A 12,988-nucleotide genomic window follows, 5' to 3' on the forward strand; every position below is an offset into this window, starting at 1 on the left:
GAGCATCGCATGGCACAAACAACCAATAACAACAGCGCCATTCATCCGGCTAAGCCGCCGGTATTAGTCGAGCTAAAAGGACTCAATAAAGTATTTGTCAGCGACGAAGTCGAAACCAGGGCACTGGATAACATCAACTTAACCATAGTTAAAGGAGAATACCTGGCCATTACCGGGCCGTCCGGGTGTGGTAAGTCGACCCTGCTGTCTTTACTGGGGCTGCTGGACACCCCCAGCGCAGGTATCTATCAACTTGCCGGGCATAATGCCTCGAACATTAACGCCGATGAACGCGCCAGGATCCGCAATAAAGAAATTGGTTTTGTCTTTCAGTCATTTAATTTGATCAGTGACTTAACGGTGGCAGAAAATATTGAACTGCCTCTGACCTACCGAACGGACCTCAGTCACAAGCAACGCCAGGACATGATGTATGCATCCCTGATAAAAGTCGATTTGGTTCACCGCGCCAACCACTACCCTTCCCAGCTTTCCGGCGGACAGCAACAAAGGGTTGCCGTTGCCCGGGCCATTGCCGGCAAACCGGCGATTATTCTTGCCGATGAACCCACCGGGAACCTGGATTCTAAAAATGCCCAATCGGTGATGGCCCTGCTTGATGAATTGCATCAAGACGGCGCCACCATCTGCATGGTTACCCATGATCCTGCTTCGGCGGCTCGCAGCCAGCGTATTATTGAAGTATTTGATGGTCAGATCATATCGGATAAACCCGCCACAGCCCCGGCCACCATAACATCGTCAGCCGTTGCGGTATAAGTAAAGTGAAGGAAAACCTATGTCTTTTTGGATTGATATAAAATACGCAATCAGGTTATTGCTGAAAAAACCTGTTTTTACTACAACCTCAATACTGATTGTTGCTATCGGCTTAGCCCTGACCCTATATACCTTTTCTTTACTTAACCAGCTTATTTTTAAGCCCCTTACCTTCAATGGCGACAGTCAGCTGATCGCCATTGAAGGTGAGTTTGCACACACTCATGGCAGAGGACAAAGCGCAGATCCCTACCATCTGAACCAGATAAGTGCCGAAAGCGAACTGCTGCAAGGCATGAGCCTGTACCATACCGGAGTCAGAACCATAGCCGGTTTGGACAAAGCATCAGGGTCAAGAAAAGTTCACCTCAGTTATAGCCAGTGGAACCTGTTTGAAGTGGCCGGTGTCCAGCCGATATTAGGCCGGGGATTTACCCCGCAAGATCAGGACATAGGGGCAGAATCTGTCATCATACTCAGTTACGGGGTATGGCAAAACCAGTTTGCCGGCAACAAGGATATTATCGGCACCACAGTAGAAATTGAAGCCATGCCTAAGCGGGTGATCGGCGTAATGCCCGAAGGTTTTGCCTTTCCTGCCATTACCCAAGTCTGGCAAATCATGAGGGTATCAAGGTTCAGCCCTACCCAGCCTTCAAACAGCCTTGGTCTAAAGGCTGTAGCACGTTTAAAACAGGGAATCTCATTGACCCGGTTCCAGCAAGAAATGCGGGACATATTACAAAGGCACTTTCAAACCTTACCCCAGGATTTTGCCTGGCGCCTCTCCTCTCCCGGCGGGTATATAAGAGCTTTTCCCTTTAAATTAACCAATGACGCGGTATTTCATCATTACCCGGTTTTTGTTGCCATGTTGATTGTGGTGCTGCTGATCTTGCTGCTGACCTGCATTAATCTGGGTAATTTACTCTTGGTTCGGGTCAACGAGCGCATTAAGGAAGTGGCAATCCGCATCTCCCTGGGTATCCCCAGAAAACGCCTGGTGTTGCAAATGCTCTGGGAAAGCATCTTTATTTGCTCTCTCGGCGGCCTGACGGCATTTTTTCTCGCCAGCTGGGGTGTACATATCACCAATAACGCCTTTGACCAGATTTTTACCGTCAATGGCGAGCGGCCTTTTTGGTGGCAGCTTAGTTTAGACATGGATGCGATAATAGTGCTGCTAGTTGCCGTCGTCTTAATGATTGTTGTTACCGGGTTTATTCCTGCCTGGCGCGCCCTGTCGGGTGACTTAAATGCGGTATTAAGAGACGGTACCCGGGGCGCCCTGGGGAAAAAGGCTGGCCGGGCAAACAAATTACTTGTGGTAACGGAAATTTCCCTATCCTGTGTGGTCTTAGTGGTTGCCACTATGCTGCTCAGCACCGGCTACTCGGCACAAAATGCCGATTATGGTGTCGATACCGACAACAGAATAACAGCAGCAGTACATTTAGCCTGGGGCAGCTATCCCTGGAGCGGTGGCTCGCCTGAGGCAAGAAAGAAACGGAATGACACTTATTACCGGTTAAAGGACGAATTGGAGCAACTGCCAAATATCCATAGCGTTGCCTATTTCAGCAGCTTGCCCGGCACGGGCGGAGGCAGCTCTCACGTTGAAATTCAGGGCAAAGCGGCTGAGGTCTTTAACGAAAATCCGCTGTGGAACTTTAACGTTGTCAGCCGGGATGCCTGGGGTGCGGTAGGCATGAAAATAATCGAAGGCCGGAATTTTGACCTGAGAGATCTGGCGAGCGACAGCAGGGCTCTTGCCGACACCGAATCCCCGGTCATTATCAATGCCGCCATGGCCAGGGATCTTTTCCCCAATGGCGACGCCATTGGCCAGCGTCTGCGCACGGTTGATGGCGAAGGCTGGCAAACAGAGTGGCGCACCGTCATAGGTATTGTCTCTGACAGTATTCACGGCGCTACCATGCAGTCCACCAGCACGCAGCATAGCGGTTATGGCCTGATGGACAGGCGAAACTGGCGCATGAATATCGTGATGCACTATTCTGGCCCACAGTCCCAGGCGGAAATTGCATTACAACAAACCATCAACAAGCTAGGCGCGGACGTCACTGTCTATCATATGCAAAGCTATGACAACTTAATTGAGCAGCCGGTGATGCTGGTAAATGCCGTTAACAAAATCTTTTTATGGTGTGGCCTGGTAGCCTTATTTCTTGCTGCCAGTGGTATTTATGCAGTTGCCGCCAACAGCATTACCTTGAGGAATCAGGAAATCGCTACCCGGCGTGCCCTGGGCGCCCGTAACAGCCAGGTAATTAAATTGTTTTTGAATCAGGCGGGTATACAACTACTGTTTGGCCTTGCCCTGGGCATATCGCTATCGCTCTGGATTGTCAGCCAGATCAGCCAATCAATTATCATCAATGGCAACAGCTATGTGATTGGTTTGCTGGGGATCCCGATATTCATTACTGCTATGGTATTAACAGCAACCTATATCCCAAGCAGTAAAATAATAAAGCAGGAGCCTAGTGAAGGGTTACGCCAAAGTTAGGACATCACTATGCAAATAACTAAGCGAATAGTTAAGCAAATAACCAAAAAGTAATTAAAACTTGGACAGGCCAAGTTATATTGATGACTAAGCCAGGCTGGTGGCAGTGGTTAACTGCAGCCGCCCGGCTTATTGCTTATCAATAAAAAAACACCACGCTTTCAGCGTGTCCGGCTCTACATAAGCCTATTCAGGCGTGACATTCTTAGGTGTGATAATAATTTCTTCCTGATTTATCACAACACTGACTTTATGGCCAACAGGAAAACCGGCTTGTCGCAGCCACTTGCCCCTGAGTACAATACAAGGTTCAAGATGAACGGGCACATAGTTAATGCCGAGGCCGCGGGTTTTCCCTGCTGACTCGCAGGTGGTCTCCAACACGGTAAGTTGTCGATAAATAGGATATTTTACTTTTGCCGAGTCTGGCTCTGACGTATGATGACATTCAGCCATGACGTACTCCTATGAAGTTCGTTGTGGTTAGCGACCTCTGGGTGTTGGCGCACTCAGGGGTTGCGACTTTGATTGTTGCTGTTACCGCTTCACTTGTATGGTAACAGCGGTGCTTGAATAGAAAATATTGAGGTAAGTGCTCTCCTTTGTTGAATGGATAGCACTATAAATAAAGACCATTAAACTGGCTAAATCAACAGGAAAATGGTCTTTATTTATGATTAATTTGAGATGAATTTCTAATGAGATATCATTGCTTGAACAAGCTAACGCAAGAAACCTAAATTTACTTATTTATCATAAGCATAAGAACAAAATACAGCTGACAAAAATATCATTGCTATTAAAATTTTAATTGCATTTTTCTTAAAAACTAACGCAACACTCACCGGCTATTTCTACCATATTTATTTTCTATGTCTTGCTGCGCTAGCCTGACAATTTTACCGGGCACGAAACTGTTTATTTTCATAACCATAGAGCCTCAAGATTTACTAACAATTTTGGATTCCTAAAAATTTATATGCTGCTGACAAACCATATGCAACATATGCAATAAGGAAGTCACCTTTGCTTTTTAGTTTTCTGCTGAAATGGGCATACTAAGCACATAAAAAATGCAAAATGAATCGCAATAACTCCTGATAATCATAACAACTCAGCAATTTAAATTTCATTTAAATAAAAGTAAAAGCTATGTTAACATATTTTCGCAATCAAAATTGCATACAATATAAAATATAAGGAAATGTAATAATGAAATCTAAATTAAAGCTTTTAGCACTTGTTTCTACTATGACTTCAGCTTTCGTTTTTAGCACAGCGTCTCAGGCTAATTATAACTGCTGGGTAGATGCCTGGTATGCTAGCTGTATCGAAGGTGGCACACCTGAGAGCTTTTGCAAAAGAATTGCTGATGACCTGAGAGAAGAAGAGTGTCGCGGTACTGGCGGCCGTAATTAATTGAGCGGCAATATTTGATTTCTGCCAAAGTCCCCTTAAAGGTTCTTTGGCAGTTTTTGTAGGTCAAACCACCATATCAAGTGCTGAGAAAAGCTGTGAAAACGGCGGACAGCCAAAAACCTATTTATAGCGATTAAATATATATTCCAGCTCTGTCGCACAGCGGCTTGGCCATTCTTCGGACGGGTTTTGTTAAGTATAAATCTACTCAACTACATCTTTTAAATAAAGAGATCTTTCAATTATAAGTGCTTCATCTTCCGTAAAGTCAGTTTTTGTGAATAGCCTTTTGAGGCTTAATAGTAGAAAAGTTATTGCCAATAGTGAAAAGAAAAAAGACTCTAAATCCATAGCCTATAGATTTGTACAATAAGGCCCCCCTCTACAGTAAGAACTTCCCAAAAAAGAGATAGCAGACAAGATAATGGCCGCCAATAAATAAATTAACGTTAATATCGGTTTGAATACACCTTGTACCTACGCCTGTGTATGAAGGTTTTAATAAAAGTGACGCGCAGCAGCATTTATCGAAACTCCTGCATGACACACTTATTATGTTTCGATAATAGATTCCAGTTCTTTACCACAACGCTCAACCATTTTATTAAATTGTCCTTCAGTAACAAATAGCCTATGCACAGCAGGGTTAGTTTGACGACCCTTATCCAAATTTTCTTTTTGATCATAACCACATCTAGTCACTTTTAAAGTGGCTAGGTTTATCTCAATAAAGTATCGCGTGTCTTTATCCTGAATCTTACTCATTAAGCCGCCCTAACTTGCACAGTGTTGATGAAATTGAATAATGCCTGAAGCAGCGGTAAGTTAACGAATCCGCTGGCCTTACTTTACTTGTTAACAGCCTTCCCCAGGCCAAATTATGTTATTACCACTTTCATCGTACTCAGGAAAAACGGTTACATTAACGACAAAACCATCACTTACCCAAAATGATAATTCGAATTCTTGTAGAACGTAGTCCTGACCATTTTCTTCAAAATCGTCATCTAACACAATATTTGGATAGACAGCCTTCAATTCTGCTATTGTCTTCCCGACTATGCAATTATTATTAAGCTCTGCCTTATCTGAATGAGATGTAATGCAAGAAGCTAAAAAATTATCTTCGCTGCTAAAGTCGATTTCCATACCATTAGTATATTCCCAGATAACAGATCTATCTTCTGGTCTATCTTTTAGGGCTGTGAAGTACCTTATTGATTCGGGTTGACCCCATAAGCTACGAACTTCATCCATTGTCATCCCAAACTGAATACAATCGATGCCAATTTTTGGTTTAATTTCCATAAGCAGTTAACGCTGCCAACAACGGTGGAGTATGCTAGCGTGATTTTTTGCGTATTTTTGCAAAAAGCACGACAGTATACGGAATCCGTTTTGATTGACCTTGTTATAAGTGATTTAATTAATACCTGCATCTAATACGAATTGTTGATTATCAACCAGAATATTACCTTGCTGAAAATCTCGATTTATAAGCGGTAGATTTTTAAATAGTTTAATCAGTACAACTGTTAAATTAAATAGCGAAAAGAGAATTAATAATATTTGTTCAGGGCTAGTATTTATTGAGGTTACTGTATGGGTGAAGTGACATACAGTATTTGCACTAGCAGCCAATGCTGCTAGTGCAAAAATCAAGCTCAAGAAAAAATATACTGTAATTGCTTTCAACTCATAAGCCTCCATGACTTATAACGCCCGAAACACCGGGCAATTTGTAGTTGCGAAGCAACGGAAAATTGCTCCGAGTGATTTTGCTTGTTATACACGGTATGACTCATACTCCCAAGCATATAATTTTGCAATACGCGAAAATACCCCTTCCCAACTAACGTCACTGCAGTCTATTAATTTATAATTGATTTCACGTAATACTTGGGTAAAGCCTTCATAATACGGAAGAATCAAAAGGTGGCTTTTGCTTTTAATTTGGGACAAAACCCCTTGTGTTACCACATGTACTTGATAATTATTAGAACCAATTTCGCCCTTAACACCAACAGAAATATTTAACCAATAATCTACCATTGATGGGTCTTCTGGCACCCATTCATCTATTGGGTCGTGGTCACAACAATCATACGACTGTATCTCAGGAGTCAATAATTTCATCTAAGTGTAATCGTGGTAGAGCGACCTGTTACCAGGCCGACCCCACACAGATCCGGACGTGCGGAACTACCGCATCCGGCTCTTCAGTTATATATTCACTCGTGTAAAACACGACCCTAGTACCAATCGACAATAACATTTCGACTACTGACTTTTGGTGACTCAATTTGAAAATATTCTAACATCTTCTTGAAACTGCTCCAATTATAACTTCTTCTGCCGCTACGCCTGTTTAGCCATTTATATAAGCTATGCAGCACATAATTATATAAGCGTGACAAGCTACGACTGTTATCCGGTAAACCAAAGTAATTTCTAAACCCCGTTAATTTACGTTTTAGTTGCGGTAGCCATTCCCTCAATTTGATTGAACGTTTGGCTTTGATCCATTGGTAATATTCGCTCATCATCGCTTTCTGCTTCTTCGGAGCCGTGCGCCTTCTGAGCCTTCGTTTACCCTTGACATCAATCCCCCAATAAAATTCAAACCCAAGAAAAACAAAGTGGCGACTCTTACCAGGTTTAAATCGACTGAATGTCATCAGTGAGGTTTTCTCCGGTGCGATATCTAGATTGAATTTCTTTAGTCGTTTCGCAAGCACCCCATAAAAGCGCTCAGCATCATGAGCAAATTGGAAGGCACAGACAAAATCATCCGCATAACGGATCATCATGGCTCTTCCCCGCATCCTCGGTTTTACTTTCTTCTCAAACCACAAATCCAAAGCATAATGCAGATAAATGTTCGCCAGTACAGGGCTGATAATACCTCCCTGCGGGCTACCGCTTGCAGGCTTTTCAAAGACCCCTTCCGGTGATTTTATCCGGGCTTTTAACCATTGGCTGATTAGCTTCAGTAAGGCTTTATCATCAATCCGTTGTTTGAGCATACGCAGCAACCAACCATGATCGAGATTGTCGAAGAAGCCTTTAATGTCCGCCTCGACAACATAACCATAACCTTTGAATTGAAGATTCAACGACAGGCTATGTACTGCCTGATGTGCACTTTTATTTGGTCGATAACCATAACTGTTCACCAGGAAGTCTTGCTCCCAAATACTTTGCAGTATTTGGCTGACACTCTGTTGCACCAGTTTATCATCTACCGTTGGCAGGCCTAATGGCCGTTGTTTGCCGTTAGACTTGGGAATAAAGATACGCTTAATGTCATTGGCTCGATAACATTTCTGCTTGAGCTGCTCACTTAAGCGCTTAATATTTTCTGGCAAGCTTTGCTGATAGTCATTAATGGTTACCCCATCAATACCTGGCGCAGCTTGTTTGTTGAGCTGACCCCAGCTTTGATACAGGCGGTCGCTACTTAGTAATCCGTATAAGTTTTGAAACCTGTGCTTGGGGTGGGTATATGCTTTAAATGCGATGATATTAAGTTCGGTTGTCATAGTGATCCCGGCCCTACTTTGTCCGGCCTATGTTTCTGCTTAATACCTGGTATAACTGTCAGCTCCTTCGCCATGTACAAGGCTTTCCCTTGCTCAGACTACTACGGGCTGATCTGACTTCCAAAGGGTCATCGTTCGTCTGACGGTTAGCTAGACTTTCCTACCACATCCTTATGGAACACCTTTGGATCTCTCAAGTTCCTGATACATCTCTTCATACATGCCATGGCTTGATAACCCCGCTGACTCGCCGTAGCCTCACCTTTCGTTTGCTATGAATAACGGCTACTTTGCATGGACTTCGGTGGCGTTACAAACCTCGTCAGTCAGATGGTAATTCTCGGAGCGATACCAGCACTTCAGGGCCACGATAGCCCCTATGGCCTATATGATTCTCTGTGTACGCTTCACCTGTATTGTTCGTTTCAGTGAAACTCCGCCACAGGCGCAACACTCGATACTGGTGGCTGGTTAAGCCTTACCAGACAGGGACTTACACCCTGCAAGATGCATCAAGCTTTGCTTGACGCACTAACGCCTTACATAATAGGAAAATAATAACTGTTTAGGAGCGAAGCGACTAGTTATTATTTTTCCTTATTTATGAACTTGTTAGCTGAGAAACTAAATACATCCTCAGCTTTACACTGAGGTAGAGTGTTTTTATTTATTCCATCAAAAGCAACAACATTACACCCTATACCATTATTCATTTTTTGAGTTTGTCCTTCGGCAGCAGCAAACCAACATGTACAGATTGATTTATTAGGTTCATATAATGGTGTCCAACAGGAGATAGTGCCATCATCTTCAATTTTTAATGATACTAATCCAGCCATTAGAGCAAAAGTGAAGAAAGTAGCTAAAGCCCCAAAAACTAATATGATAATAAATTTCATGTATATTCTTTTAATAAACAAGGAGGAATGCGAGCTATTACAGCTAACGCTAGCCTAAACGGCGAGCAACTTGTTGCGAGTCCAGCGCACGTAGTGCGCGATGTTTGAGGCCCTTGTTAGCTTTGATATTCAAAGTGACCTTCATGAACACCTCTACATAGGACTTTCAACCAAATAAAAAATTCATCCATACTGGGATCTAGCTCTAACTCTTCATCTGGTTTTTCCAAATAAGTAGTAAGCAATAACCTCCCCGTATTTGGAAGAAGTTTAATAGTATCTATTTCAAACTGAACTGTATCATCAGTAACCCCTGGTAACCATTCCATCATTGTTGGAAATTGATAAATAAACTTATCGGTTGCAGCCAAAAATAACTCAACAACGTCAATAAAATCTTCAGTTTCAGATTCACTAGGAATGTAATATTCATGCTCTACAGCATTACGTACAGTGTTTAATTTCTTTAGAATTCTTGGTGTAACTATTCCACACTTTTGACAAAAACCTAAGTATTGATGGAAGTTGGGAAAGCCTTTTTTGTTGGATGTAAACCCAAAGGCCTTTGCAATAGTTTCCACTTGTAAGTGTAAAGATCTTTTGGCATTTGATAAGGCATTGACAAGGATTCTACTTGTTTTTAGAGAGTGACCGATTTCAAGGTCTTCAATTGCAAATTCCAAATAACGTCTAGGGGTAGTTTCTACTGGATATGAAATCTTATCCCAACTTGTTGCAAAATGAGGATCTAAATCACCATAATTTGATGGTAATGGAATCAATTATACTCTCCGAATATTGATAGAAGCTAACGCTGCAATAACCGGCGCGAGGTATGAGCGTCCGGCGCCGCAGGCGCGTAGTTAATTGCCTTGTATGGATAATATCCCCCATATCTTAATATTCTTTTTAAACCTTTTCGGGTAGTGTGAGGCCCAAGCTTTGGCTGCAACCAAAGCCTTCTTATACAGCAGTTCGATGATTGCGTGGCTCCTCTGTTGAGAGACCGATAACAAGTGAGAACGCTGTATAGGACTCCAAGCATTAAACTCGGATAGTCAACTGGGCCTCGAGCCCGAATAGCAAGGCAGAGTCAGCTTATTATGAATAACAACAATAATCAAAATGAAATTAACATCGGCGTTGATACTGGTAAAACACAACTCGATATTTACATACGCCCTTTAGACATCTATTTCACTGTTTCAAATGATGAGAAAGGTATCAATAAAGCCGTTAAAGAAATCAAAAAATACAATCCTACTCGCATCATCATTGAAGCAACGGGGCGACTGGAACAAGCATTTTGCATCGCCTGTGCGACAGAAAAATTACCTTTTGTTATCGCAAATCCAGCACACATTAAAAAATTTGCAGGAGCGATTGGTCGTCATGCTAAAACAGACAAACTCGATGCCCAACTTATAGCTCATTATGGTGAAGCAATTAAGCCCAAATTGTCAGCATTAAAGCCGGAGACCATGCAATTAATGAGTGATTTACTTTCTAGGAGAAGACAGTTAATGACGATGCAAACTATGGAAAAAAATCGGCTTCAGATAATGCCAAAAAACATATCCAGCATCATCAAACCAATTTTAACAGCTATTAAAAACCAGCTCGATAAAATCGACCAAAAACTACTAAAACTGATGGATAGATGCGCTGAATATAAAGCTAAAAATGACATTATTCAAAGCATACCTGGCATAGGTAATGTGGTTGCATTTAACTTATTAAGCGACATGCCTGAATTGGGATATTTAACGAATAAACAAGCTTCATCCCTCATTGGTGTTGCGCCATTTAATAGAGAAAGTGGTATTTACCAGGGACAAAGAAATATACGCGGTGGTCGCCATAAAATCAGAACGGTTATGTACATGGCTATGATGTCCGCAATTCAGTGCAATCCTGTTTTTAAAGATACGTATCAGCGATTATTGGCCGCTGGAAAACCTAAAAAAACAGCAATAATTGCCTGCGTCAGAAAGATGATTGTTATCTTAAATTCGATGGTTAGAGATGGTGTCATGTGGGATCCTAAAATGAGTTAAAAATTAGGAGTTGACACCATAGTCACTTGTTAGTTTACTTTACCTAAATTTGGCACCACATTTTTGACATGATTTAGGTCTGATTTCAACGCCTTCGCCACCTAACGCAAATGGAACTGTATTACACTTTGGGCATCTATAAAATAACCAAACACCAATATTAAAGACCAAAACGCCAAAAAGTGCGCCATAGAAAGGGTTAAACAATTCTAGATTAAAAGACTTAAGAATAAATCCACTTGCGAAGAGTGATACAGTTAAAAGCAATACAGTATAAAAGCGCTTTTGGACAGTTTTAAACTGCTCTGATACATCATCCATAATTGAGTAATACTCCAAGTAAACTAACGCCGCGCTCAGACGCCGCTTTCTGCGGTCGTCTGCAGCGCCTTGTTAGGCATTTCACTGCTCACTACTTTAGATAATTTCAAAAGGGCCTTTTTAACATTATCCCATTCAATGTCGTCATCTCCTATTGGGGCCTCATGAGCGTCCAGCAGAGACTGGCGAAAGTTGACCATTGCATCCTCCATAGCCATACTTTCATTAGCTAATGGTAATTCAGACCAATAAAGCTGTTCAAATCGCGTCCATAGCTCCTCATTAAGAGGCTCTCTTCTAGAAAGTTTTTTAGCTATGTCAGCTGCTTCTAGATAAAGAGATTCTTTTGGAGGTAATTTGCTTAGGGTCGTAAGCTGCTCTTCTGCCCAAGATAAAACCCTCTCATCTTTTGCAAAGGATTTTATGAAACGCAGCTTACGTTTCCATATTTCAGGCTTTGAAGAATCCATTGCCTTAAGATAGGATTTTAGAAGCTCTCTATCATGCATCGATTCTTCTTTTGTTCGCTCTAAAGTCAGCTTCCCATAATCGATGAGAAAGAATGAAATTACAGCTGCGATTGCTACAACAACCCACTTTCTAAGCTCTAGGCTTAATTTTTGTCGTTCGAGAGCAAGTTTCTCTTTTTCTATCTCAAGCTTTTTGAGTTCAATTTCATCCATTTAATTCACCGAAATAGTAGTGCCTAACGCCTTACATAATAGGAGAATAATAGCTGTTTAGGAGCAAAGCGACTAGCTATTATTTTTCCTTATTTATGAATTTGTTAGGATTTCTTTATCTTGATAATCCATACAACAGACATATTCTTCGGACGAATTTCTGACGAATCAAATTTAACCTTTATTAAACCACCAGGCGCGCTCCAGTGCCCTCCAAACGGAAAAGAAGTGTTAATTCCACTTTTCGGTATAGTTACCGGTTCATGAGTATAAGCACCAGGCCCAGTATTTTGAATTGAAAACGACTTCCAATCATGATCTTGCATTATGCCAGAGCTATTACTACCTCGTAAAAAGCGTGCCTCACCATTCAAGTTAGGTACTTTCTTTTTATAAAAAGGCGACTCTTCATCAAAAACGGTTTGTCCGTCGCATTCAAGCCATTGTTCGCCTAACTCAAGAGAGTTTTCCATTCCTTTATGCCAAGCTATGATTGCTCCAATAGGTAAGCCATTTGAAACTACTTGCACTTCGGCTATTTCTTCTTTTATAAATCCTAGCTTGCCGTCACCATAATTAAATGAAACGTTACCAACGTATAAAAGAGCTAGGAATATAGACAAAAGTAAAAAAGATAATGCTATTAGCCATTTTGGGGTTTGCTCTATAAGTTTATTCCAATCCACATTACTCTCCTTTTACCCTAAAGGCACAACGACTTAACCAACTGATCTCATTGCATTTTGTGCGGAACACC

Annotated in this window: 15 protein-coding genes; 4 read left to right on the forward strand and 11 right to left on the reverse strand. The window is 41.9% G+C overall.

From position 1 onward, the window contains the following. Positions 1 to 9 precede the first annotated feature (9 nt). Positions 10 to 780, forward strand: a complete 771-nt coding sequence (locus SG35_RS19225; protein WP_044836163.1) for an ABC transporter ATP-binding protein — start codon at positions 10 to 12, stop codon at positions 778 to 780. A 19-nt stretch (positions 781 to 799) separates the two neighbouring features. Then, positions 800 to 3,310 (forward strand): ABC transporter permease, encoded by a 2,511-nt coding sequence (locus tag SG35_RS19230; RefSeq protein ID WP_274055166.1) that lies wholly within the window; start codon positions 800 to 802, stop codon positions 3,308 to 3,310. Between the two features lie 186 nt (positions 3,311 to 3,496). Here SG35_RS19230 and SG35_RS19235 read toward each other — a convergent pair whose 3' ends face one another. Further along, on the reverse strand, positions 3,497 to 3,766 hold the full coding sequence (locus SG35_RS19235; RefSeq protein WP_274055168.1) for a SymE family type I addiction module toxin: 270 nt from the start codon (positions 3,764 to 3,766) through the stop codon (positions 3,497 to 3,499). Positions 3,767 to 4,522: 756 nt separating this feature from the next. On the opposite strand from SG35_RS19235, the gene SG35_RS19240 reads away from it, so the two are divergent. After that, complete coding sequence (locus tag SG35_RS19240; RefSeq protein WP_274055170.1) at positions 4,523 to 4,729, forward strand: hypothetical protein; 207 nt, start codon at positions 4,523 to 4,525, stop codon at positions 4,727 to 4,729. A gap of 552 nt (positions 4,730 to 5,281) precedes the next feature. Here SG35_RS19240 and SG35_RS19245 read toward each other — a convergent pair. From SG35_RS19245 to SG35_RS19275, 7 genes are all read right to left on the reverse strand, one after another. Then, positions 5,282 to 5,494, reverse strand: coding sequence for a hypothetical protein (locus tag SG35_RS19245; RefSeq protein WP_044836455.1), 213 nt, complete (start codon positions 5,492 to 5,494; stop codon positions 5,282 to 5,284). Positions 5,495 to 5,584: 90 nt separating this feature from the next. Then, complete coding sequence (locus SG35_RS19250) at positions 5,585 to 5,986, reverse strand: hypothetical protein (protein WP_274055171.1); 402 nt, start codon at positions 5,984 to 5,986, stop codon at positions 5,585 to 5,587. Positions 5,987 to 6,151: 165 nt separating this feature from the next. After that, a complete protein-coding gene (locus tag SG35_RS19255; protein WP_274055172.1) occupies positions 6,152 to 6,439 on the reverse strand; it encodes a hypothetical protein in 288 nt (95 codons plus the stop codon). A gap of 75 nt (positions 6,440 to 6,514) precedes the next feature. After that, on the reverse strand, positions 6,515 to 6,865 hold the full coding sequence (locus tag SG35_RS19260) for an Imm8 family immunity protein (protein WP_274055173.1): 351 nt from the start codon (positions 6,863 to 6,865) through the stop codon (positions 6,515 to 6,517). 116 nt (positions 6,866 to 6,981) lie between these two features. Beyond that, positions 6,982 to 8,271 (reverse strand): group II intron reverse transcriptase/maturase, encoded by a 1,290-nt coding sequence (gene ltrA, locus SG35_RS19265; protein ID WP_044835582.1) that lies wholly within the window; start codon positions 8,269 to 8,271, stop codon positions 6,982 to 6,984. A gap of 587 nt (positions 8,272 to 8,858) precedes the next feature. Then, on the reverse strand, positions 8,859 to 9,170 hold the full coding sequence (locus SG35_RS19270) for a hypothetical protein (protein ID WP_044835966.1): 312 nt from the start codon (positions 9,168 to 9,170) through the stop codon (positions 8,859 to 8,861). A gap of 116 nt (positions 9,171 to 9,286) precedes the next feature. Continuing rightward, positions 9,287 to 9,952: a hypothetical protein gene (locus tag SG35_RS19275; RefSeq protein WP_053043443.1), complete on the reverse strand. Its 666-nt coding sequence runs from the start codon at positions 9,950 to 9,952 to the stop codon at positions 9,287 to 9,289. A gap of 321 nt (positions 9,953 to 10,273) precedes the next feature. Between SG35_RS19275 and SG35_RS19280 the strand changes: the two genes are divergently transcribed. Continuing rightward, positions 10,274 to 11,227: an IS110 family RNA-guided transposase gene (locus tag SG35_RS19280; protein ID WP_044835965.1), complete on the forward strand. Its 954-nt coding sequence runs from the start codon at positions 10,274 to 10,276 to the stop codon at positions 11,225 to 11,227. A 39-nt stretch (positions 11,228 to 11,266) separates the two neighbouring features. Here the strand turns inward: SG35_RS19280 and SG35_RS19285 are convergent, their stop codons facing one another. The 3 genes from SG35_RS19285 to SG35_RS19295 all read right to left on the reverse strand — a co-directional run bounded on the left by SG35_RS19285 (position 11,267) and on the right by SG35_RS19295 (position 12,917). Further along, entirely contained in the window at positions 11,267 to 11,548 is a 282-nt protein-coding gene (locus SG35_RS19285) for a hypothetical protein (protein WP_152646805.1), read from the reverse strand. 35 nt (positions 11,549 to 11,583) lie between these two features. Further along, positions 11,584 to 12,231, reverse strand: a complete 648-nt coding sequence (locus SG35_RS19290) for a hypothetical protein (RefSeq protein ID WP_044835575.1) — start codon at positions 12,229 to 12,231, stop codon at positions 11,584 to 11,586. Between the two features lie 104 nt (positions 12,232 to 12,335). Further along, positions 12,336 to 12,917 (reverse strand): hypothetical protein, encoded by a 582-nt coding sequence (locus SG35_RS19295; RefSeq protein ID WP_044835574.1) that lies wholly within the window; start codon positions 12,915 to 12,917, stop codon positions 12,336 to 12,338. Between the last annotated feature and the right edge of the window lie 71 nt (positions 12,918 to 12,988).

Origin of the sequence: Thalassomonas actiniarum (assembly GCF_000948975.2) — a bacterium.
Lineage (GTDB): Bacteria > Pseudomonadota > Gammaproteobacteria > Enterobacterales > Alteromonadaceae > Thalassomonas > Thalassomonas actiniarum.